The sequence below is a fragment of the Gammaproteobacteria bacterium genome (genome assembly GCA_014075255.1).
Classification (GTDB): Bacteria; Pseudomonadota; Gammaproteobacteria; order UBA4575; family UBA4575; genus JABDMD01.
Genome location: CP046178.1, coordinates 169705 through 190523, shown reverse-complemented (window position 1 = coordinate 190523; position 20819 = coordinate 169705). Strand labels below are relative to the sequence as shown.

The window sequence follows — 20819 nt, the reverse complement described above, 5'->3', positions numbered from 1 at the left end:
TAATTAACGAAATGGTGACCATGACGGTTCACGCACATCGCCTTCGGTTAAACGTAGTTTCTGTTTAACTCTCCCATCTGCACTTACGGCAGCTAAAACTCCACGACCCTGATCAGAAGTTGCAAACATAATCATACTTCCATTAGGTGCAAAACTAGGCCCTTCATCTAAATTACCATTACTAATGACTCGCATAGCCTTTGATTGCATATCCATAACCGCTACGCGAAACCCATTACCACTATTGTTCACCAAGGCAAGATAACGACCATCTGGTGAGACATCTGCGGCAGCATTATACTTGCCATCAAACGTCAGCCGTTGAGCTTTTCCTCCATTGGCTGATACCTGATATATCTGTGGACCTCCACTTCGATCAGAAGTGAATAATAAAGTTTTTCCGTCTGGCATCCAACTCGGTTCGGTATCGATCGCAGGGCCACTTGTGAGTCGCTTTAAATTCTTTGCCGCTATATCCAATATATAGATATCAGGACTGCCAGCAGCTGATAAGGTTAGCGCTAATTGCCTTCCATTTGGAGACCAGGAGGGCGCACTATTGATGCCTTTTTTTGCAGATACTTTTGCACGCGTACCTTGAATTATATCTTGTATATATATCGCTGAGTTGCCACTTTCAAATGAAACATAGGCTAGGCGCGAACCATCTGGAGACCAGGCTGGAGACAAAATTTGTTTGCTGGAAGAAAAAATAGTTCGAGCGTTATAACCATCCGCATCCGCAATTTGTAATACATATTTTTTTGAATCGCCTTGGCTTATCGTACTTACATACGCTACACGAGTACTGAATGCACCTCGTATACCCGTTAAAGTTTCAAAAACCAAATCGCTAATTTTATGCCCAACTTTGCGTACGTCTTTAGTGCCAGCCGGAATCACATTACCTAATAATCTTTTCTTTCTGATTAAATCGATTAACTGAAATTCAATGCGATATTGACCCTCACCTGCCTGAATAATTTTTCCAAGCAATAAACTCTCTACTCCAGTATCACGCCAAGCCTTAAAATTTAACTGTGATGAGTTAACTGCCACTTGAGGAAAACGCTGTTTGTCGAGCACATCAAAAAACCCACTTCTTGCTAAATCATTTCGAACAATAGTTTCGATTGCTTCTGGTGCGGAATAAGTATCGCCAGCAAAAACAGTAATCGCTATCGGCAACGCGCCTTCAACACCTTGAGTAATTTCAATTTCTAAAACTGCATATGCACTTTGCCCCATAAAAAGAAACATACCCAAGGCCATTACTCTAACAAAAGTTTTCATTAAATCTCCGGTATAAATTTAAAACGTAAATCTCGATCAAACAGATCAGGTGTTGGTGGTTCTGGTAATGGATCAGATTTCCAAACCGCCTCCTCAACTGAACGACGAAATGCTTCATCACCAGTACATTGCTCTACTACTACATCTTCCACATATCCTCCAGGTGCTTGACGCACATAAACTTTACACCAAGCCTCTGGCTGTTCACTTATTGGCTTACGCCAGCGACTTTGTATCCTACTGCGTATTGCGTCCTGATAAATCGCTATATCCCTACTCATTGCACGCGCTTTAGCAGCACGTTGCGCTTCCGCTTCCGCGGCATTTATTTCAGCTTCTTCTGCTTCTAGTATCTTTGCCAAACGCTCTTGTTCTGCTGCTTTTTCTGCGGCTAACTTTTCAGCTTCTTTACGTTTCTTTTCTTCTGCTGCTAGTTTTTTTGTCTCTGCATCTTTACGCTTTTTCTCTTCAGCTAATTTCTTAGCTTCTTCTGCCTTTTTTTGCTCCGCTAATTTTTTCGCTTCCTGAGCTTTTTTCTGCTCCAGTTCAGCTTGCTCTTTTACTTCCTCTTCTAAGCGTTTTTTTTCAGCCGCAGCTTGCTTTTTAGATTCTTCTTCTAAACGCTGCTTTTCTACAGCAGCTTGTTTTTTAATTTCTTCTACTTTTTGCTGTTCAGCTTCCGCTTCCTTTTGCATTTCCTCAGCTTTCTTCTTTTCTATCTCTAATTCAGCTTGAAGTTGTTTTTTTTCTTCTTCTAGTTTTTGCTTAATTTCTTGCTGCTTCTTTTGTTGCTCGCTCTCTTTAGATAGCTTTTTATCATCAAATTTTTCAGAACTAATAACCGTGGCGTTAATCGTATTGATATTATCTAGTGGATTAGCTTTTCGATCACTCTTGAATTGAAAGCCAACCACCAATAGCAATATGATCGCCACATGAACAACAATCGCAATTGTCGCCGACATTGGCAAATGTCGCTTGAATTTAGCCATAACCTATAAAGGATCAAGTTCTTTCACAGTTAAGTCAGACATGGTGGAATCAGAGACAGTGGGATCAGTAATCAATCCAACATTCTCAGCGCCTGCTTGTTGCAACATCACCATCACCGTAACGACACGACCATAATCCACACCATTATCACCCCGCACATATACGGGACTTGCCTCTTTAGATAGTATTTCTTCGATTTGGTTTCTAAAAAACTCATCCGCCACGGGCTCCCTTGGTGTATCGGATTTATTCACAAATACTTTGCCTGCTCGATCCACTGAAATTATCAGAGGTTCTTGATTTTCGTCGATTTTTTCCAATGGTTTCGCAGGAGCAGAAGGTAGATCTACCTCAACCCCTTGATGAAATAATGGCGCAGTAACCATAAAAATTACCAGCAATACCAACGTTACATCAATGTATGGAACTACGTTGATCTCTGCCATGCGCTTGCGACGCTTAATGCCAACATAGGCCATGCTAAATCACCCGTTTATGCATAAGTTTATCCACGCGCCTGCATATCCATATCTTTTGTTAAGGCTTGGCGTTGCAATAAAGCTGTAAATTCTTCAACAAAATTGTCATAGCGCATTATTAAACGTTCTACATCAGTGGAATAACGGTTATATGCAATGACAGCAGGAATGGCCGCGAACAATCCCATTGCAGTTGCGATCAGCGCTTCTGCTATACCAGGCGCCACTGCTGAAAGTGTGGCTTGTTGCACATCACTCAACGCGCGGAATGAATTCATAATTCCCCATACCGTTCCAAACAAACCAATATAGGGAGCGGTAGAACCTACCGTAGCTAAAAATGAAAGATAGTGTTCCAGCGCTTCCACTTCTCGCGCCATCGCAACTTTCATCGATCGCAAAGCAGTATCGGTGATCGCTTCCGGTGAAACGCGTTGCTGGCGATGCAAACGTACATATTCTTTAAACCCGGCAAGAAAAATATGCTCCATACCTGTAGGATCTTTTTTTACTCTAATTTTTTCATACAGTGCGGCTAAGTCCGTTCCTGACCAAAATTGATCTTCAAATTTATCTGCATTATTACGAGCATCGCGAATAATTTTCCACTTGCTAACCATCATGGTCCATGAAATGACCGATGCAATAAGCAAAATCAGCATCACCAGTTGCACCACCAGGCTGGCTTCCATTATCAAGCCTAAAATACTGGTATCAGTCGTCATTGTTATACTTCCCCTGATTGAATAACTTTATATAAATTTTTAGGAATGGGATTAGGTGAAAAATCACTTGCATTCAAACAAACAACATTCACTTCACTTGTAGTAAATAAATTTGTTTCATCACCTTGTTGGCTTACGTCTTGCTTGAATGTAATACTTGCCGGTTTAAGCACATGAGTCTCCACACTCACTGCCAAAGCATCATTAAATCTCGCAGGCTTCTTATATTCTATAGTTACTGACCGTACCGCAAACAAAACGTTCAGTTCTTTTATCAACACATCTTGCTCCACTCCCAATGCCCGCAACCACTCGGTTCTGGCCCGCTCCATATATTTTAAATAATTTGCGTAATACACCACTCCACCTGCATCGGTGTCTTCATAGTAAACGCGTGTATGCCATAAAAAGGGCTTCATTAATCGTAAATGAGCTTTTCTTAATTAATTTATTGGTTAACTTTATTGGGTAGTTTCACTGGATGTAGATGAGAACAGATCTTCACTAGAATCTGTTTCTGATGAACCTAAATTATGTTGCGGGATTTTAATTCCAAAATGACGGTATGCATGCCCCGTTGCCACACGACCACGTGGTGTACGCATCATGAAACCTTTAAGAATTAAAAACGGTTCAATGACATCTTCAATAGTGCCTCGCTCTTCGCCAATAGCTGCAGCCAAACTATCCACGCCTACAGGCCCACCTTCAAATTTTTCAATCACCGCAAGCAACAACCTCCTATCCATATTATCAAAGCCGTGTTCATCCACACTCAGCATATCTAGAGCAGCATTTGCAATTTTACTTGTCACTACTCCATCGGCTTTAACTTGCGCATAATCACGCACGCGACGTAATAAACGATTCGCAATTCTAGGCGTACCTCTAGAGCGTTTCGCGATCTGTATAGCACCATCATCATTGAGTTTCACATCTAATATTTTTGCAGAACGTCGGACAATGGTTGCTAGTTCTTCTGTATTGTAAAACTCAAGTCGTTGCACAATTCCAAATCGATCGCGTAATGGAGATGTAAGCAGTCCTGCACGTGTTGTGGCACCCACTAATGTAAATGGAGGGAGGTCTAATTTAATCGAACGCGCTGCGGGCCCTTCTCCAATCACAATATCCAATTGAAAATCTTCCATGGCAGGATATAAAACTTCCTCTACTACTGGACTTAAACGATGGATTTCATCTACAAACAACACATCATGCGGTTCTAAATTAGTAAGGATCGCAGCCAAATCACCTGGCCGCTCTAACACTGGGCCAGATGTATGACGCATATTTACTTGCATCTCGTTCGCAACAATATGTGAAAGCGTTGTTTTACCTAAACCTGGCGGCCCAAATATTAAGACATGATCTAAAGATTCTTGGCGTTGTTTAGCTGCAGAAATAAATATTTCCATTTGCTCACAAACTTTTTCTTGGCCAATGTAATCACAAAGTTGACTGGGCCGAATTGCGTTCTCTGCAACCACCTCTTCTTTTTCAACATGGGTGTCGACGATGCGTGATTCTTCTAGTTCAATATTTGTATTGGCCATGAATTTTTAATTAACTTGGTCTGTTTTACGACATGCTGGTTTTAAGTGCTTGACGAATAATATCTTCACTGTTTTGACTCTTTGTATCGACATTGCCCACCATTCGACTTGCTTCGTTCGGCTTATAACCCAACGAGACTAATGCTGAAACCGCATCTGCAATCGGATCTTGCACAAACCCATTTACGCCATTTCCATTTTTACCATTACTGGTAACTTGTAAGGTAACTTCTTTATCTAATCGATCGCGCATATCTAAAATTAACCGCTCCGCAGTCTTTTTGCCAACTCCCGGTATTCTCACAAGTGAATCCACATCGCCATGATGAATACATTGCGCAAAAGCATTCGAATCCATACCAGATAAAATAGCCAACGCCATTTTGGCTCCCACACCATTCACTTTTAATAAATTACGAAACAAACTTCGATCATGCACTTGTTTAAATGCATAAAGTGTATGCGCATCGTCACGAATCATTAAATGAGTATGCAACATCACCGACTGGCCGCACTCCGGTAATTCGTAAAACGTAGACATAGGTGCTTCTAATTCGTAACCTACACCGTTAACCTCTAATAGAAGATGCGGCGCTTGCTTTTCAATGATCTCGCCCTGCAAACGACCGATCATGAGCTCAGCCTTATGAACCTAGTGTCACGAAAAAACCTCATGCAATACTCTCAACAATTGATTTGCTAGAAGTCCGTCTGCTATTAAGCATTAAAGCAGTATGCGCATGGCATAAACTTACCGCTAATGCATCTGCCTCATCTGCTTGCAACTCTCCACGCAAGCCAAGCAAACGAAGCACCATGTGCTGGATTTGATCTTTATTGGCCGCACCATTTCCTACTACAGCTTGTTTCACAGAACGTGCACTATATTCGCTCACCGGAACACGTTGATGTACTGCTGCACAGATGGCAGCACCGCGTGCATGACCCAGCTTTAAAGAAGAAGATGCATTTTTATTAATAAACACCTCTTCAACCGCCACCTCATCTGGTTGAAATTGTTCAATCGCTTCTGACAATTTACTAAAAATAATACCTAAACGGTGCGGGATGGTTACATCACCCTCTTTGGTATTTTTAGCGCGAATGTTTGCACTATGAATATAACGGCTCGTTCTACCATCGCTTTCAATGATTCCAAAGCCTGTTATTTGTAATCCAGGGTCTATACCCAAGATTCGAATCATGTTGTCTTTCTTTTCAGGCACGTTGTATTGCATGCAATACTCTACGCAACAGCCTCGTAAACTGAATCTGGTATATCGGCATTAGAGAAAACATTTTGCACATCATCAAGCTCATCCAACATGTCCAAAAGCTTCAACATAGTTTCACCGTGCTTATCTGATAAAGAAGCTCTATTTTCTGCGCGCATTGTAAGCTCAGCCTCTACAGTTTCTAGACCTGCAGCAACCAAAGCATCTTTAACGTTTATAAATTCTTCAGGGGACGTTAATACTTCAATACTGCCATCATCCGAGGTGACGACATCTTCAGCACCAGAATCTAACGCCGCTTCCATTACCGCATCTTCATCCGTCCCAGGTGCAAACTGTATAACGCCCATCTTCTCAAACATGTAGGCAACCGAACCTGACGTGCCCATGTTGCCATTAAATTTGGTAAAAGCATGACGCACTTCTGCGACTGTCCGGTTACGGTTGTCTGTCATACAGTCCACTAAAATTGCGCTACCGCCAGGTCCGTAACCCTCGTAACGAATTTCCTCATAATCATCGCCATCCTGCTCACCCGCGCCACGCTTAATGGCACGCTCCACCGTATCCTTGTTCATGTTTGCGGATAGGCCTTTGTCTACAGCAAGACGCAGACGTGGATTAGCATCCATATCTGAGCCACCCATACGAGCGGCTACTGTGATCTCGCGAATAAATCGGGTGAATAACTTCCCGCGCTTAGCATCTTGCGCTTTTTTACGATGCTGGATATTGGCCCATTTACTATGACCCGCCATTGAAACTCCTCTAGTTTTCTACCTTCGATATACCTTGAGTAGGCATAGCAAAGCTCTCCCAAATCAACGGCAGTATTTTAGCACTTTCATCCTCATTAGTAGACCACCCTTATATAAAGGATAGGCTTAGATAAAATGAGCAAAGTTAAAATGGATAATTTTGTTAATGACAATCTCCAGTGCGAATAAACTCATCTACCAGTGTTGCCACATTTTTTGATAGCAGTAAACCAGTATGACTATAGGGCACCTGGATATGCACGGTACAGTTACTCACTTTGGTTTCAGATACCGCTACTGTGCCATCATTAGGCTTATCCAATGAAGCACCTAGCATTTGACCTACACCATAGCCTTTAGTACCCGCAATAACCGCCAGAGGATGCGTACCTTTCCAATTAGGCGCGCTCCCAAGTAAAGACTTAGAACTTGCTCCTAAGATATTATTTTTTAACAAATTGTTTTTTGATAAATGCTTTGCTACACCACTACCGGTTAGCGGCGATCCTAACATGACGACCCTACCTGGCTTCGCCGCATCAAACATTTGAAAATAATGCAGAAGAATGAGTCCGCCATAGCTATGGGCCACAAAATGTACGATATCAGCATCTAATTGTTGAACAAATTTGCCCAGCATCTGAGCATTTTCTTTAGGGCTGCGTCTAACACTCTTATAGGAGTACTCCACACACTCATGCCCATGGGTACTTAAATAACGCGATAGAGGTTTCATCACCCAGCCATTCATCCAAATACCATGTGTACAAACAACAACTTCGCGCATTATCTTAATACAATATTTAAGTTAACAATCAACCTTGGATGGCACTGAATTATAGAACCGTTCCATGATTATTACCTTGCTTAGGGAACCCAGCGCTTAATGGCTTCTTTATTGGTATGTGAGAACGCCAAATCACCTGCCTCTTGCTTCGATAACCAAATAAACTCTTCGTGCTCTCTAGGGTCCAACTGAATATCAATTTTTTCAGGAAGCTCTATAGCAAACACATGTTCTTTATTTTCGGTCACTCCAGGGGCATAGCGTTCACGCCAAATAGTATAAATCTCAAAATTTTGGGAAAACTCACAATCGTGAAGCGGGTTTCCAGAAATACCCGTTTCTTCTTGTAATTCACGCAGCGCAGCCTGCTGAGGACTCTCATCCAACTCAAGGCTTCCAGTAACCGACTGCCAAAAGTCATTAGGATATTTGCGTCGCAGCATCAAGACTTCACTGGCTTGCGTGTATACTAAGACAAGTACAGATTCTGGTCGTTTATATTCCATTTAAAACTAGATAAATTAGTATTTTATAACAGGCTTTACAAGAAACTTATTATGTTCCCATCGTTAAAGTGTACAGATAAAACACAGATTTTTCCTAAGCGTTTACCCTGTATTTTAATTGCCATCACACTCATTGGCTTACTCACATCCTGCGCAAGCACACCACCAAATACTGAAGTACAAGATGAGGGATATGTTATCCAAGCCGTGCAATATATGAATGCTGGCAGATTAGACGCGGCATTGGCATCTGTAAAGAAAGCTTTAGAACTCAACCCCAAGTCTGCCGATGCTTATACTGTAGCCGGCCTGATTTATAATAAGAATGGCCAAACTGAACAAGCCGAACGATATTTCAAACGCGCTTTATCACATGACCCCAATCATTCTGCGGCACAAACCAACTACGCAAGCTTTCTATGTAAACACGACAAACCGTTAGAAGCTGAGAAAATTTATGTTGCTGCAGCTAAAAATATGAATAATGCTCAACCCGATGTGGCACTCACTAATGCAGGACTATGTGTATTAGGGATACCAGACAAAGTGAAAGCCACTAACTATTTTAGTGCTGCATTAAAAATCAACCCAAAGTCTCCCGTACCGTGGTATCAACTTGCTAAAATCCAATATGGTAACTATAGCTACGACAATGCTTATAAGTTATTGCAAGAATATGAAAAAGTGGCTCAACCCACCCCTAAAACACTTTTGCTAGGCGCACAAATCAATGATGCAAATGGAAAACCAGACCAAGCAAACCAATACAAACTTTTATTAGTACAGCAATTTCCAAACTCTAAAGAAGCCAAGCAATTCTCTTCCTCATCTGATATTCAGCAACAACCTGCTGCCTACGATGTACGCGAATTACTAGAAAACGAACAAGCCTACTAAGATTTGTTTGGTAATTCTCAATGGATCAAGAAAATGACCAGGCAAAAGACCAGCAAGAAGATCAACCAAAAGATCAACTAGAAGAATTCATTCTACGAGAAAAAGCCAAAATTGTTAGCGAAACCGCAAAAGCACCCTGGAAAGAACTGGAAAGATTTTACGCGCAAGGCACCCTCATCTTAGTAAGCAATACTCTAGACTTGGTTGAAGTCGGCTATACCATCTCTATAGACGATGCAGATCAAATTAAACAATGGATGGTAACTGGACTGATAGCAAAAAACTTCGACCAACAAGCTATTGAATGGGAAAAAGACAATGCAGACGTGTGGACTGTAGTGATTAGACCTTGGATTTTAATACAAGAACCAAACAGTAAAAACTAATCGAGTCTGATGTACATAGAAGTACATATGCTTAACTCTTTTCAGATTTCGAAACACGCTTGCGAATATGCAGTTCTTTCAATTGACGTTCACTTACATCTGCAGGTGCATCGGTGAGCATACAAGTCGCATTTTGTGTTTTAGGGAATGGAATCACATCACGAATAGACTGGCTACCTGTCATTAACATTACTAAGCGATCTAAACCGAATGCGATACCACCATGTGGTGGTGCGCCGAATTTTAGCGCTTTTAGTAAGAAGCCAAATTTTTCTTCCGCTTCTTGTTCTTCTATACCCAACACTTTAAATACTGCAGCTTGCATATCTTGTTTATGAATACGCACTGAACCGCCACCGACTTCAGTGCCGTTTAATACCATGTCGTAGGCTTGTGACAAGGCTTCGCCAGGATTGTCGATTAGCTTTTGCGAGTCTGAAAAATCTGGCGCAGTAAATGGATGATGTAATGCTGACCAGCGTTTTGCATCTTGATCCCATTCAAACATCGGGAAGTCGACTACCCATAGTGGTTTCCAACCTTCTTCTACCATATTTAAGTCATGACCAATCTTTACACGCAATGCACCCAACGCTGCATTTACTACAACCTTCTTGTCTGCACCAAAGAATAACAAATCGCCATTCTCTGCTTTTGAAACTTCAACTAGTTGCTGAATGGTTTCTTCTGGTAAGAATTTTAATATTGGCGACTGCAAGCCTTCTTTCAGATCACTTACATCGTTGCATTTAATGTAAGCCAAACCTTTTGCACCGTATTGCCCAACATAATCGGTATAGCCGTCAATTTCTTTGCGTGAAATTTTTGAGCCATTTGGAACCTTAAGCATTGCAATACGACTTTCTTCGTCGTTTGCAGGTGCATTGAATACTTTAAATTCAACCGTTTTCATTAAGTTGGTTATATCTATAAACTCAAGCGGAATGCGTAAGTCAGGCTTATCACTTCCAAAACGATGCATCGCATCTGCATAAGTCATCCTTGGAAATGGATTAACAAAATCAACATTACAATTTTCTTTAAATGATTCACGCATCATGGTTTCCATAATGCTCATGATTTCATCTTGACTCATGAATGAGGTTTCGATATCTAACTGAGTAAATTCTGGTTGACGGTCGGCACGCAAATCTTCATCGCGGAAACAACGCACTACTTGATAGTAACGATCAAAACCACTCATCATTAAAAGTTGTTTAAACAACTGCGGTGACTGCGGTAACGCAAAAAATGAACCTGGCTGCGTTCGACTTGGCACTAAGTAGTCACGTGCACCTTCTGGTGTGGCCTTAGTAAGAATTGGTGTCTCAATATCTAAAAAACCGTTATCGTCTAAAAAGTTTCGAATACCGCTGGCAACTTTTGCTTTGGTACGAATACGCTCTTGCATGAATGGCCGACGTAAATCTACATATCGATATTTCAATCGATTTTCTTCATGCACATCATCATCGTCTAATTGGAATGGCGGTGTATCGGATTCATTTAAAACTTCTAAGGACTTTGCAAGTACTTCTATTTGCCCGGTAGGCAGATCTGAATTAATTGTACCTTCAGGTCGCATGCGCACACGGCCTTTAATATGCAACACAAATTCGTTACGAATTTGCTCGGCCAACGCGAATATTTCGGGAGTGTCTGGATCAAAAACGACTTGCAAGATGCCTTCTCGATCTCGAAGGTCAATAAAGATGACCCCACCGTGATCACGTCTCTTATTTACCCAACCGCAAGCAGATACTTCTTGATCGATCAGTTTTTCGGTGACCTGGCCACAATAATGACTTCTCATTCCTTACCTTATATATATGTATTACAAGCGGCGAATAGTACGTTTTGGAACTATTCTATGCAATATACGGGGCAACATAAGGCCTATGCAATATAGCTAATGATGGTCAGTCTGCAACCTATCTATGATTTGGCCTGCTATTTGGTCTTTTTTGATTTGGCTTTAGGCTTATCTGCTGTGGCTTTTTTATCTGTCGCCTTGCTATCCGTTTTTGATTTACTATCTTTTGACTTGCTATCACTAGCATCGGATTTCTTTTTGCCTTCCTTTTGGCTTTCTTTTTGGCTTTCCTTTTGAGAATCGTCCGAGGCAAGATTGCGCTTTTTGTCATTGTCTGTTTTGAAATCGGTCTCATACCAACCTGTGCCACTCAACCTGAAACTCGGCGCAGAAACTAATTTCTTAAGCTTTGGTTTTCCGCATTCGGGACACTTCTTTAATAGAGGGTCACTTATCTTTTGCAGGGCCTCATGAACAGCCTCACATACTTGGCATTGATATTCGTAAATTGGCATAAGTGGGATATTTTAAAAAATCTGTGGCAATAGCTCGACAATTGCTTAAAACTTGGAAACCTGATTGCTTTATTATATTGATCTATACAATCAAATTTAATCTTAGTCTATTTTAGACCAACTAAATATAACCGGATTTATACAGGAGAAAAAGCCGTAATGGGTACGAATCAGACCGTTATCTATTTCAATCCTCAATGCTCGAAATGTCGTATGACGTTAGAGCTATTGAATGAAAAAGAGACAGAACCTGAAGTTGTCGAATACCTACAATCGACCCCTTCAAAAGCAGAACTCACAGAGATTCTCACTAAACTAGGCATATCTGCTGACCAATTACTTAGGAAGCACGAAGGTGCTTATCAAGAAGCCGGTTTAAGTGACACCTCTTCTGAGGAGGATATCCTCAATGCCATGATGAAGTTTCCAATACTAATTGAACGCCCTATCGTGGTTCACAATGACAAAGCTGCAATTGGTAGGCCTCCTGAAAATATTCTGGATATTTTATAATGAAAAATATTTTAGTCTTATATTATTCACGCTACGGTGCCACCAAAGATATGGCACAGCATATTGCGAGAGGCGTGAACTCTGTAGAAGGTACAGAGGCTAAACTTCGCACCGTAGCACCTGTCTCTACTACCTGTGAAGCTATTGATGACAGCATTCCAGAAGAAGGACACCCCTATGCCGAACCTACTGATCTTGAGCAATGCAATGGTTTACTGATGGGGAGTCCAACTCGATTTGGAAATATGGCCGCACCGCTTAAATACTTTTTGGATAGCTCCAGCCCGCAATGGTTATCCGGTGCACTGATTGATAAACCTGCGGGATTGTTTACCTCTACTTCAAGCTTACACGGCGGACAAGAAACCACTCTGCTCTCTATGATGTTGCCCTTATTACATCATGGCATGATGATTGTCGGCATTCCTTATAGTGAAAGTGAATTACTCAGCACTAATACCGGTGGCACCCCCTATGGAGCAAGCCATTTAGCAGGGCCTGAAAGTAAAAACAAACTTAGTGAAGAAGAAAAGAAATTGTGTTTTGCACTGGGCAAACGAGTCGCCACTTTATCGCTTTAATTAATATTTAAAACTGATTTTACAAAAGGCACGGTAACCTTTTTTTGCTGAATTAAAGACGCTTCGTCAAGCTTATCTAGCAATCCTATAAGTTTGCTTAAGTCGCGTGGAAAACGCTTAAGCAAGAAACTACATACTTCATCTGATACTTCTAAACCACGTACTTTTGCATGTTCTTGAATCGCGCAACTTTTCTCATCATCTTCTAGTAAGTCTAGTTTATACACTGGACCCCACACTAGTCTTGAAGCTAAGTCTGGAAATGAAACCATAGCTTCGTGCGGATTATGTGCTGCAGTCATCACAGTACTTTTATTATTTGTACGCAGTTCGTTTATTAATAAAAATAATTGTCGATCCCATTCTTTATCACCTAATACAGCATCTATATCATCTATACACAAAACATCTAATTGCTGCATATCATTTAAGATAGTTGCCTGTTGATTAACCAGCTCCTTCATGGGTAAATAAATTACATTTTGCTCAGTGCTGACAAGTTGGTTACAAATTGCTTGAAGTAGATGTGTTTTCCCCGTACCAACCGATCCCCACAGAAAGTATTGGCGAGGTTCAGATAATGATTCTTGCGCTAATTGCTTTAGAACAGACAGAAGTTGACTATCGCTGGTGTCGATAAAGGTTTCAAAGGTTGCAAATTTTGGCAGTGCAATATCAAGTGAATATTGCATTGGCATCTGTAGACAGGAAGTTGTCATTCAAATTTGTAAAAAACTAAAAGCTTACGCTTGCTTACTGGATTGTTTAGATGCTCTTCTTGAGCGCTCTTCAACTAGATAGTCGTACCCACTTGCAATAGTCGTAAACAGAGTTAGCCCAACAAGCGTTTGAATAATAATCATTGGAAAAATATTTATTTGACTATAAATAACCGCAAGTACCAATAGGATTTGCACAAAAGTATTGAATTTACTGATAAGGCTCGGCTCAATTTCTAAACGTCTAGTCATCGATACATAGGAGACCGCACCGGAAAGCAACGCAACATCGCGCATAATGACAATTAATACCAACCAATGAGGCAGAAGATTTAATGCGCCCAAGGCTATGTAGGAGCTAATAAGCATTACCTTATCAGCTGCAGGATCTAGATATGATCCCAGAGTAGTCTTCCAATTAAAGGATCTTGCCAAGTATCCATCCAAGGCATCAGACAGACCCATCAATAAAAATAGCAATAAAGCGTTATTGAATTGGTTATCAAATAACCACCACACCAGCAGAGGCACCGCCGCGAAGCGTACCAAAGTAATCAGGTTTGGTATAAATCTCCAATAAGACATGTTATGTCTCAACTCCACTCGTAAAACAATGCATTGGGTAATACAATCCGCGCTTATACACAATTGAAAATGCTTTTTATTATTGTCATTCTGATGGTATAAGTAACCGAATAACGAAGCAATGGTAATTCTAAGCGACTCTATGCTGACATTAAACATCTAATTCGTATTCAATAATTTCAATTAGTTACAACACACACTTAAGCAAATAAATACATGGGTCTTAGCTACAAAAACGCTGGTGTCGATATCGATGCTGGAAATAAACTCGTTGATCTCATTAAACCGGCGATACGTTCTACGCACCGACCTGAGGTTATGTCGAGCATAGGTGGCTTTGGCGGCCTATTTGCACTTCAAAAAGATAAATACCAGGAACCTATTTTAGTCTCTGGAACGGATGGTGTAGGCACGAAATTACGCCTAGCCCAACAACTTAAGCAACACACAACCATTGGTATCGATTTGGTCGCAATGTGTGTAAATGACGTCATCGTGCAAGGTGCAGAACCTCTGTTCTTCTTAGACTACTTTGCGACCGGCAAATTATCTGTTGATGAAGCTAGAGTCGTTGTCGAAGGCATTGCTGAAGGTTGTCGACAGTCGGGGGCCGCATTGATTGGTGGCGAAACTGCTGAGATGCCTGGCATGTATGATGCAGGTGAATATGACCTAGCTGGATTTTGCGTTGGAGTTGTAGAACGCAGCAAGTTGATTGATGGCAGCAAAATCAATGATGGTGATGTAATTATTGGCCTTCCCTCTAGCGGTATTCACTCCAATGGATTTTCTCTTGTAAACAAGATCGTCGAAACTACAAATACTTCACTAGATGAAATGATTGATGGTAAAAACTTAGGTGAATTACTCTTACAGCCCACCATTATTTATACCAATGTCGTTTTATCCCTAATTGATAAGTTTGATATTCATGGCTTATGTCATATAACGGGTGGTGGACTAACAGAAAATGTTCCACGAGTAATGCCTGATGGCTTTCTTGCAGAAATTGATACCAATAGCTGGAAACGTCCTACTGTATTTGATTGGCTACAAAAAATGGGTCTGGTTGATAACGAAGAAATGCTACGAGTTTTTAACTGTGGCATAGGCATGTTGGTTGTATTACCTGAAGACCAAGCAAAAGAAGCCATTAAGCTCAGTGAAGAAAGCAGTCACCAGGCTATGAAAATTGGCGAAATTAAAAAGTCGTCTTCAGATCAAAAAGTTTCTCTGTAATAAATCTGTGTCAAAAGCCGAACCAGATCAAACATGCAAAATAGCTGTTCTAATTTCTGGCGGTGGCAGCAACTTACAATCGATTATTGATCATATTGATCAACGCAATATAAATGCCAGCATTGCTTGCGTAATAAGCAATAACCCTGATGTTTATGGATTGGTACGCGCACAACAAGCAAATATCCCCACCCATATCATTGAGCATAGTAAACATGACTCACGCGAAGCCTTTGATGTGGAACTCGTTAGAACTCTAGAGGTCTATAATATTAAGCTAATCATTTTGGCGGGATTTATGCGTGTACTCAGCCCAACTTTTATTAATGAATACCCAAATAATATATTGAATATTCATCCCTCCCTATTACCCAAATATCCAGGGTTACACACTCATGTTCGCGCCTTAAAAGCCGGAGAAAACGAACATGGTTGTTCAGTACATTTTGTTACTGCTGAATTAGATGATGGGCCTTTAATAATTCAAGCAAAGGTACCTGTAGAAAAGACAGATAGTGCAGAATCTTTAGCAGCACGCGTATTGGAGAAAGAACACATCATTTACCCGCTCGCCGTGAAATGGTTTTGCGATAAACACCTAGAGCTTAAAGCGGGGAAAGTTCACGTTGACAATTTACCGCTCAAACAAACCCTATTGCTTTCCCCTGAATATGAAGCCTTATTGAAATAGAAGATTCACAATGGAAAAAATAATTCTTACATTCATTGCTGTATATATCTTGGCTCAACCAGCTTGGAGTAATCCGACATCGGTGCTCAACGAAAGCAATCTACCACCAGAATTTGAAGCCACATATGATGTTCATAAAGGGTCCATGCGTGTTGGTAAAATGAATGTTAGCCTGAAAAAAGTTGGTGACGAACTAATTTATGAATCGATTACCAAACCTGTAGGCATGGCAGCACTATTTCTTGGCGATCAGGTCGTAACTGATCGTGCGATTTTAAAATTAATCGACAATAACTACCATACGGTTGAATTCACCCATGTTATGAAAAATAGCGATAAAGATCGAAACGAACATTACGTTTTTGATTGGAATAACAACAAAGTTGCAGTTAAATACAAAGGCAGAAATGATGAATTAGATGCCCCTGAATACACCTTTGATAACTACTCTGCTCAATTATTATTGATGCGTGAACCAGATGCAGATGTGTCTACCAATATCTATTCAGTAATTTCTAAAGGCAGAATTAAAGAATATAAATATCAACTAGAAAGTACTGAATTAATTGAAACAAAAATCGGAAAATTTAACGCAAATAAATATGTGCGCAAAAAAGATAATGACAAAAAAACCACTTACCTAGGATGGTACGCAGAAGAACTTAATTATATACCGGTAAAGTTGGATAAATTTGAAAATGAAAAATTAGATGTCTCTATTCGAATCACAAGCGTTAAATGGTTAAATGAAGAATCTTCAAATTAATTATCTATCTAGCTGCCTGCAACCATCATGTTGTCGACTAAAAGTGACGGTGTAATTATATTGCTACGTCGATCTATATCATTACCAACTTCAACAATACTTTGATACATATCCTTTAAATTTCCAGCAATGGTAATCTCATCTACTGGATATTGTATTTCACCATCCTCAACCCAATAACCTACGGCTCCACGCGAATAATCACCCGTTACCGTATTTACTCCATGGCCAATCAACTCTGTTATTAACAACCCTTTTTGCATTTGATTAACCAGTTGATCTAAATTTTTCTTGCCTGCTTGCAGCTCTAAATTATGCACTCCACCTGCATTGCCGGTAGTATGCATGGCTAGCTTTCTAGCTGAATAGCTACTTAAGACATAGCCTTTCAACACACCACTTTCAACTAACGTGCGTGCTTTTGTTGCTACTCCTTCCATATCAAATGAGCTACTACCAAAACCACTTCTAATAAATGGATCTTCAGTGATGGTAATGGAATCAGAAAAAACCTGCTTATCTAGGTGATCAATCAAAAATGAGGCTTTGCGGTATAAAGAGCTACCACTAACCGCTGAAATAAAATGCGATAACAATGATCGCGCCATATTAGCTTCAAAAATTACCGGTGTAGTTTGTGTAGATATTTTACGTGAGCCAAGTCGACTTACGGTTCTCTCTGCCGCTTTTTTGCCAATACTCTCCGCAGAATCTAGATGCTGTGGATCACGTGTAGTTGCATACCAATAATCTCTTTGCATATTGCCATCTTGTTCTGCAATGACAACACAAGACAAGTTGTGCCGGGTTGAGCTGTAACTACCTACAAAATTATGTGAATTCGCGTAAATCGTAGTGCCACGTGATGTAGTCAATGAAGCACCTTCAGAATTTGAAATTTTATCAACATCACGCGCGGCATTTTCGCACTCTATCGCCACCTCAAGTGCTTCTTCTGGTGATATACCCCAAGGATGATCAAGCTCTAAATCTTGCATCTCAGTCGCCATAAGCTTGGCATCCGCCAAACCTGCACAATCATCTTCTTCAGTAAAACTAGCAATATTACAGGCTGCTGTTACTGCATCTTTTATTGCTGAAGGCTCAAAATCAGTAGTGCTAGCACTACCTTTTTTCTGGCCCATATAAATAGTTATACCTAAGCCGCGATCATTGTGATGCTCCAATGTTTCTGCCTCACCCAAACGTGCGGTTACAGACAAACCATGCTCAACGTTTATACTTGCCTCAGCACTTGTTGCACCTTGTTGCTTAGCTTCAGCTAAACAAGATTGGACTAAGTCTTCTAATTTATCTTTTGTATATGGGGACGGTTGAACTTTCATTTAAGTAACTACAGTTAATTGTTATTTAGAGGTGCCGCCTACCGTAATGCCATCGATACGTAGAGTGGGCTGCCCAACCCCTACAGGCACACTTTGGCCTTCTTTACCGCAAGTACCTACGCCTTCATCAAGCTTTAGGTCGTTCCCTATCATGCTGACGCGCGTGAGAACGTCTGGTCCATCACCAATTAAGGTTGCGCCTTTAACTGGTTTTGTTACCTTACCTTTTTCAATTAAATAAGCTTCGGATGCAGAAAAAACAAATTTTCCAGAAGTAATATCTACTTGCCCTCCGCCAAAATTCACTGCATAAAAACCGGAATCAACAGAACTTATTATTTCACCAGGATCGTGTTCTCCAGCCAACATATAGGTATTGGTCATACGTGGCATAGGTAAATGTGCATAAGATTCACGCCTACCATTACCTGTTGGCTCGGTGTTTGAAAGCTTTGCATTAAGCTTATCTTGCATGAAGCCTTTCAATATTCCATCTTCTATTAATGTCGTACATTGTGTCGTTGTACCTTCATCATCGATACTTAGCGAACCTCTACGTTTTTCCAAGGTGCCGTCATCCACTACGGTTACACCTTTACTTGCTACTCGCTCGCCTATACGGCCACTAAATGCAGAAGTCTCTTTACGCGTGAAGTCTCCCTCTAAACCATGACCTATCGCTTCATGAAGCAATACACCTGGCCAACCTGGACCTAAGACGATATCCATTTCTCCCGCTGGTGCTTCGACAGCTTCTAAATTTAATAGCGCCATACGCACGGCTTCATGTACATATGAATGCGCATGATTTTCTTGAGTAAAAACGTCATAACCTACGCGGCCACCGCCACCGGCGCTACCCTGCTCCAAGCGACCATTATCTTCAACAATCACTGAAACATTTAATCTAACTAACGGCCTTATGTCTGCCGCCATTGAGCCATCACTATTTGCAACTAAAATTATCTCATGTGTACCTGCAATCGATGCCATCACTTGTTTAATACGGTCGTCTTGTTTGCGAGCTAAAGCATCGAGTGAGCGTAATAAATTAACTTTGTCAGCTTCAGTGATCGAATCTAATGGATTATCTGGCATGTAGAGTTGATTGCCAGAGTTAGATTTCCAAGTTTGCACTTGACCATTTTGATTTCCTCTAGCAATGGCACGCGCTGCTTTACAAGATTCTATTAAAGCTGGTAAAACAATTTCATCGGAGTAAGCGAATCCAGATTTATCACCTTTGATTGCACGTATCCCAACACCCTGACTTATATTGTAGCTGGCGTCTTTAACAATACCATCCTCTAATGACCACGCCTCATGCTTACGCATTTGAAAATAAATATCACCACTATCAGCTGATGAGTTTAATAATGTCGAAAAGGCTTGTGATAAATGAGATTCATCTAAGCCAGAAGGATCTAAGATGCTGCTTTTCGCAAGCTCTAGAGAATTGTGCATAATATATTTACTAAATTGAAAAGTTAAAAAACCATTTCATTATTTGTTATGAATTATTTTAAGTCATTCTTCTATGTTGAATGCACGGAAATGTTTTTCGTCTTGATTGCAAATAATCAAGATTAATTTCTGCAAGGGTAAAACCGGCACCATGTTCTATACGGTTTAATATCGCTCCCCAAGGATCAATGATCATACTATCACCATGGGTTGCACGACCATTTAAATGATAGCCACCCTGACCAGCTGCAACAATATACGTTAAGTTTTCAATTGCGCGCGCTCTAAGCAAACTTTCCCAATGCGCTTTACCGGTGGCAGCGGTAAATGCTGCAGGCAACACTATTAGCTCAGCACCAAGATCCAATAGACCTCTAAATAATTCTGGAAAACGCAAATCATAACAAACAGCCAAACCAATTTTTCCAAATGGTGAATCAACTACTTTTAAATCAAGACTGCCATATTCAATGGTTTCTGATTCGATATATTTTTCACCCGTATCCACTAAATCAACATCAAACATGTGTATCTTGTCATAACGCTCAACAAAATTTCCCTTATTGTCATAGACCAGACAAGCAGCAAGGATTTTATTTGGATCCTCACATTCCAAAGGTACCGTACCTCCCACTATCCATGCATTATGCTGCTTCGCTTGATCAGATAAAAACGTTTGAATAGGTCCATTACCGTGTGCTTCACGTACTGCTACTTTGTCACTTTCTTCAATGCCCATAATGGCAAAATTTTCTGGTAGTACAATGAGTTCAGCGCCTGCTACTGCTGCTTGAGAAATTAACCGACCGGCCTCATGTAGATTTGCATCCACATTAGGTCCAGATGCCATTTGGATTGCTGCTACTTTACTCAAAATACTTTAAAACCGATTTGCTAATGATTGATGCATTATCGCATAACCTGCCATTAATCCAGTCTATTAAAGTAGAGATATAAGCAAACCACTAATAC

At 40.6% G+C, this 20819-nt stretch carries 25 protein-coding genes; 7 read left to right on the top strand and 18 right to left on the bottom strand.

Annotation, left to right across the window (positions count from 1 at the left end):
• Window positions 1-3 precede the first annotated feature (3 nt).
• From tolB to nudB, 11 genes are all read right to left on the bottom strand, one after another.
• Window positions 4-1293, bottom strand: a complete 1290-nt coding sequence (tolB, locus tag GKR92_01015; GenBank protein ID QMU60348.1) for a Tol-Pal system beta propeller repeat protein TolB — start codon at window positions 1291-1293, stop codon at window positions 4-6.
• Window positions 1293-2285 (bottom strand): cell envelope integrity protein TolA, encoded by a 993-nt coding sequence (tolA, locus tag GKR92_01010; GenBank protein QMU60347.1) that lies wholly within the window; start codon window positions 2283-2285, stop codon window positions 1293-1295. Before tolA ends, tolB begins: the two co-directional genes overlap by 1 nt.
• 3 nt (window positions 2286-2288) lie before the next feature.
• Window positions 2289-2765 (bottom strand): protein TolR, encoded by a 477-nt coding sequence (tolR, locus tag GKR92_01005; protein QMU60346.1) that lies wholly within the window; start codon window positions 2763-2765, stop codon window positions 2289-2291.
• 26 nt (window positions 2766-2791) lie between these two features.
• Window positions 2792-3490, bottom strand: a complete 699-nt coding sequence (gene tolQ, locus GKR92_01000) for a protein TolQ (protein QMU60345.1) — start codon at window positions 3488-3490, stop codon at window positions 2792-2794.
• 2 nt (window positions 3491-3492) lie between these two features.
• Complete coding sequence (gene ybgC / locus GKR92_00995; GenBank protein ID QMU60344.1) at window positions 3493-3909, bottom strand: tol-pal system-associated acyl-CoA thioesterase; 417 nt, start codon at window positions 3907-3909, stop codon at window positions 3493-3495.
• A 42-nt stretch (window positions 3910-3951) separates the two neighbouring features.
• Complete coding sequence (ruvB, locus tag GKR92_00990; GenBank protein QMU60343.1) at window positions 3952-5046, bottom strand: Holliday junction branch migration DNA helicase RuvB; 1095 nt, start codon at window positions 5044-5046, stop codon at window positions 3952-3954.
• Window positions 5047-5071: 25 nt separating this feature from the next.
• A complete protein-coding gene (gene ruvA, locus GKR92_00985; GenBank protein QMU60342.1) occupies window positions 5072-5680 on the bottom strand; it encodes a Holliday junction branch migration protein RuvA in 609 nt (202 codons plus the stop codon).
• Window positions 5681-5717: 37 nt separating this feature from the next.
• Entirely contained in the window at window positions 5718-6251 is a 534-nt protein-coding gene (gene ruvC / locus GKR92_00980) for a crossover junction endodeoxyribonuclease RuvC (GenBank protein ID QMU62677.1), read from the bottom strand.
• Between the two features lie 41 nt (window positions 6252-6292).
• Entirely contained in the window at window positions 6293-7039 is a 747-nt protein-coding gene (locus tag GKR92_00975) for a YebC/PmpR family DNA-binding transcriptional regulator (GenBank protein QMU60341.1), read from the bottom strand.
• A 163-nt stretch (window positions 7040-7202) separates the two neighbouring features.
• On the bottom strand, window positions 7203-7826 hold the full coding sequence (locus GKR92_00970) for an alpha/beta hydrolase (protein ID QMU60340.1): 624 nt from the start codon (window positions 7824-7826) through the stop codon (window positions 7203-7205).
• An 80-nt stretch (window positions 7827-7906) separates the two neighbouring features.
• Window positions 7907-8332: a dihydroneopterin triphosphate diphosphatase gene (gene nudB / locus GKR92_00965; GenBank protein QMU60339.1), complete on the bottom strand. Its 426-nt coding sequence runs from the start codon at window positions 8330-8332 to the stop codon at window positions 7907-7909.
• A 51-nt stretch (window positions 8333-8383) separates the two neighbouring features.
• On the opposite strand from nudB, the gene pilW reads away from it, so the two are divergent.
• Complete coding sequence (gene pilW / locus GKR92_00960) at window positions 8384-9229, top strand: type IV pilus biogenesis/stability protein PilW (protein ID QMU60338.1); 846 nt, start codon at window positions 8384-8386, stop codon at window positions 9227-9229.
• 20 nt (window positions 9230-9249) lie between these two features.
• Window positions 9250-9615 (top strand): DUF2288 family protein, encoded by a 366-nt coding sequence (locus GKR92_00955; GenBank protein QMU60337.1) that lies wholly within the window; start codon window positions 9250-9252, stop codon window positions 9613-9615.
• A 31-nt stretch (window positions 9616-9646) separates the two neighbouring features.
• On the opposite strand, the gene aspS is transcribed toward GKR92_00955, so the two are convergent.
• Both aspS and GKR92_00945 read right to left on the bottom strand, forming a co-directional pair.
• Entirely contained in the window at window positions 9647-11428 is a 1782-nt protein-coding gene (gene aspS, locus GKR92_00950; GenBank protein QMU60336.1) for an aspartate--tRNA ligase, read from the bottom strand.
• Window positions 11429-11565: 137 nt separating this feature from the next.
• A complete protein-coding gene (locus tag GKR92_00945; GenBank protein ID QMU60335.1) occupies window positions 11566-11943 on the bottom strand; it encodes a zinc ribbon domain-containing protein in 378 nt (125 codons plus the stop codon).
• Window positions 11944-12102: 159 nt separating this feature from the next.
• On the opposite strand from GKR92_00945, the gene arsC reads away from it, so the two are divergent.
• Window positions 12103-12456: an arsenate reductase (glutaredoxin) gene (arsC, locus tag GKR92_00940; protein QMU60334.1), complete on the top strand. Its 354-nt coding sequence runs from the start codon at window positions 12103-12105 to the stop codon at window positions 12454-12456.
• Window positions 12456-13037: an NAD(P)H:quinone oxidoreductase gene (wrbA, locus tag GKR92_00935; GenBank protein ID QMU60333.1), complete on the top strand. Its 582-nt coding sequence runs from the start codon at window positions 12456-12458 to the stop codon at window positions 13035-13037. The genes arsC and wrbA overlap by 1 nt, the downstream gene beginning before the upstream one ends.
• On the opposite strand, the gene hda is transcribed toward wrbA, so the two are convergent.
• Both hda and GKR92_00925 read right to left on the bottom strand, forming a co-directional pair.
• Window positions 13034-13756 (bottom strand): DnaA regulatory inactivator Hda, encoded by a 723-nt coding sequence (gene hda, locus GKR92_00930; protein ID QMU60332.1) that lies wholly within the window; start codon window positions 13754-13756, stop codon window positions 13034-13036. The genes wrbA and hda overlap by 4 nt on opposite strands.
• A 24-nt stretch (window positions 13757-13780) precedes the next feature.
• Entirely contained in the window at window positions 13781-14500 is a 720-nt protein-coding gene (locus GKR92_00925) for a CDP-alcohol phosphatidyltransferase family protein (protein QMU60331.1), read from the bottom strand.
• Between the two features lie 57 nt (window positions 14501-14557).
• On the opposite strand from GKR92_00925, the gene purM reads away from it, so the two are divergent.
• The 3 genes from purM to GKR92_00910 are packed head-to-tail and all read left to right on the top strand — an operon-like array spanning window position 14558 to window position 17037.
• Window positions 14558-15580, top strand: a complete 1023-nt coding sequence (gene purM / locus GKR92_00920) for a phosphoribosylformylglycinamidine cyclo-ligase (GenBank protein ID QMU60330.1) — start codon at window positions 14558-14560, stop codon at window positions 15578-15580.
• A gap of 7 nt (window positions 15581-15587) precedes the next feature.
• Complete coding sequence (gene purN, locus GKR92_00915; protein ID QMU60329.1) at window positions 15588-16271, top strand: phosphoribosylglycinamide formyltransferase; 684 nt, start codon at window positions 15588-15590, stop codon at window positions 16269-16271.
• Window positions 16272-16281: 10 nt separating this feature from the next.
• Window positions 16282-17037, top strand: a complete 756-nt coding sequence (locus tag GKR92_00910; GenBank protein ID QMU60328.1) for a DUF3108 domain-containing protein — start codon at window positions 16282-16284, stop codon at window positions 17035-17037.
• 8 nt (window positions 17038-17045) lie between these two features.
• Here GKR92_00910 and pmbA read toward each other — a convergent pair whose 3' ends face one another.
• From pmbA to GKR92_00895, 3 genes are read right to left on the bottom strand one after another with little or no spacing between them, the layout of a single operon-like run.
• Complete coding sequence (gene pmbA / locus GKR92_00905) at window positions 17046-18383, bottom strand: metalloprotease PmbA (protein QMU60327.1); 1338 nt, start codon at window positions 18381-18383, stop codon at window positions 17046-17048.
• Window positions 18384-18404: 21 nt separating this feature from the next.
• Complete coding sequence (tldD, locus tag GKR92_00900; GenBank protein ID QMU60326.1) at window positions 18405-19847, bottom strand: metalloprotease TldD; 1443 nt, start codon at window positions 19845-19847, stop codon at window positions 18405-18407.
• Window positions 19848-19905: 58 nt separating this feature from the next.
• A complete protein-coding gene (locus GKR92_00895; protein ID QMU60325.1) occupies window positions 19906-20721 on the bottom strand; it encodes a carbon-nitrogen hydrolase family protein in 816 nt (271 codons plus the stop codon).
• Between the last annotated feature and the right edge of the window lie 98 nt (window positions 20722-20819).

Excerpts from the sequence above, each read along its gene's own strand:
- tolB (QMU60348.1), bottom strand. The coding sequence starts at position 1,293 with ATGAAAACTTTTGTTAGAGTAATGGCCTTGGGTATGTTTCTTTTTATG.
- tolA (QMU60347.1), bottom strand. The coding sequence starts at position 2,285 with ATGGCTAAATTCAAGCGACATTTGCCAATGTCGGCGACAATTGCGATT.
- tolR (QMU60346.1), bottom strand. The coding sequence starts at position 2,765 with ATGGCCTATGTTGGCATTAAGCGTCGCAAGCGCATGGCAGAGATCAAC.
- tolQ (QMU60345.1), bottom strand. The coding sequence starts at position 3,490 with ATGACGACTGATACCAGTATTTTAGGCTTGATAATGGAAGCCAGCCTG.
- ybgC (QMU60344.1), bottom strand. The coding sequence starts at position 3,909 with ATGAAGCCCTTTTTATGGCATACACGCGTTTACTATGAAGACACCGAT.
- ruvB (QMU60343.1), bottom strand. The coding sequence starts at position 5,046 with ATGGCCAATACAAATATTGAACTAGAAGAATCACGCATCGTCGACACC.
- ruvA (QMU60342.1), bottom strand. The coding sequence starts at position 5,680 with ATGATCGGTCGTTTGCAGGGCGAGATCATTGAAAAGCAAGCGCCGCAT.
- ruvC (QMU62677.1), bottom strand. The coding sequence starts at position 6,251 with ATGATTCGAATCTTGGGTATAGACCCTGGATTACAAATAACAGGCTTT.
- GKR92_00975 (QMU60341.1), bottom strand. The coding sequence starts at position 7,039 with ATGGCGGGTCATAGTAAATGGGCCAATATCCAGCATCGTAAAAAAGCG.
- GKR92_00970 (QMU60340.1), bottom strand. The coding sequence starts at position 7,826 with ATGCGCGAAGTTGTTGTTTGTACACATGGTATTTGGATGAATGGCTGG.
- nudB (QMU60339.1), bottom strand. The coding sequence starts at position 8,332 with ATGGAATATAAACGACCAGAATCTGTACTTGTCTTAGTATACACGCAA.
- pilW (QMU60338.1), top strand. The coding sequence starts at position 8,384 with ATGTTCCCATCGTTAAAGTGTACAGATAAAACACAGATTTTTCCTAAG.
- GKR92_00955 (QMU60337.1), top strand. The coding sequence starts at position 9,250 with ATGGATCAAGAAAATGACCAGGCAAAAGACCAGCAAGAAGATCAACCA.
- aspS (QMU60336.1), bottom strand. The coding sequence starts at position 11,428 with ATGAGAAGTCATTATTGTGGCCAGGTCACCGAAAAACTGATCGATCAA.
- GKR92_00945 (QMU60335.1), bottom strand. The coding sequence starts at position 11,943 with ATGCCAATTTACGAATATCAATGCCAAGTATGTGAGGCTGTTCATGAG.
- arsC (QMU60334.1), top strand. The coding sequence starts at position 12,103 with ATGGGTACGAATCAGACCGTTATCTATTTCAATCCTCAATGCTCGAAA.
- wrbA (QMU60333.1), top strand. The coding sequence starts at position 12,456 with ATGAAAAATATTTTAGTCTTATATTATTCACGCTACGGTGCCACCAAA.
- hda (QMU60332.1), bottom strand. The coding sequence starts at position 13,756 with ATGACAACTTCCTGTCTACAGATGCCAATGCAATATTCACTTGATATT.
- GKR92_00925 (QMU60331.1), bottom strand. The coding sequence starts at position 14,500 with ATGTTTAATGTCAGCATAGAGTCGCTTAGAATTACCATTGCTTCGTTA.
- purM (QMU60330.1), top strand. The coding sequence starts at position 14,558 with ATGGGTCTTAGCTACAAAAACGCTGGTGTCGATATCGATGCTGGAAAT.
- GKR92_00910 (QMU60328.1), top strand. The coding sequence starts at position 16,282 with ATGGAAAAAATAATTCTTACATTCATTGCTGTATATATCTTGGCTCAA.
- pmbA (QMU60327.1), bottom strand. The coding sequence starts at position 18,383 with ATGAAAGTTCAACCGTCCCCATATACAAAAGATAAATTAGAAGACTTA.
- tldD (QMU60326.1), bottom strand. The coding sequence starts at position 19,847 with ATGCACAATTCTCTAGAGCTTGCGAAAAGCAGCATCTTAGATCCTTCT.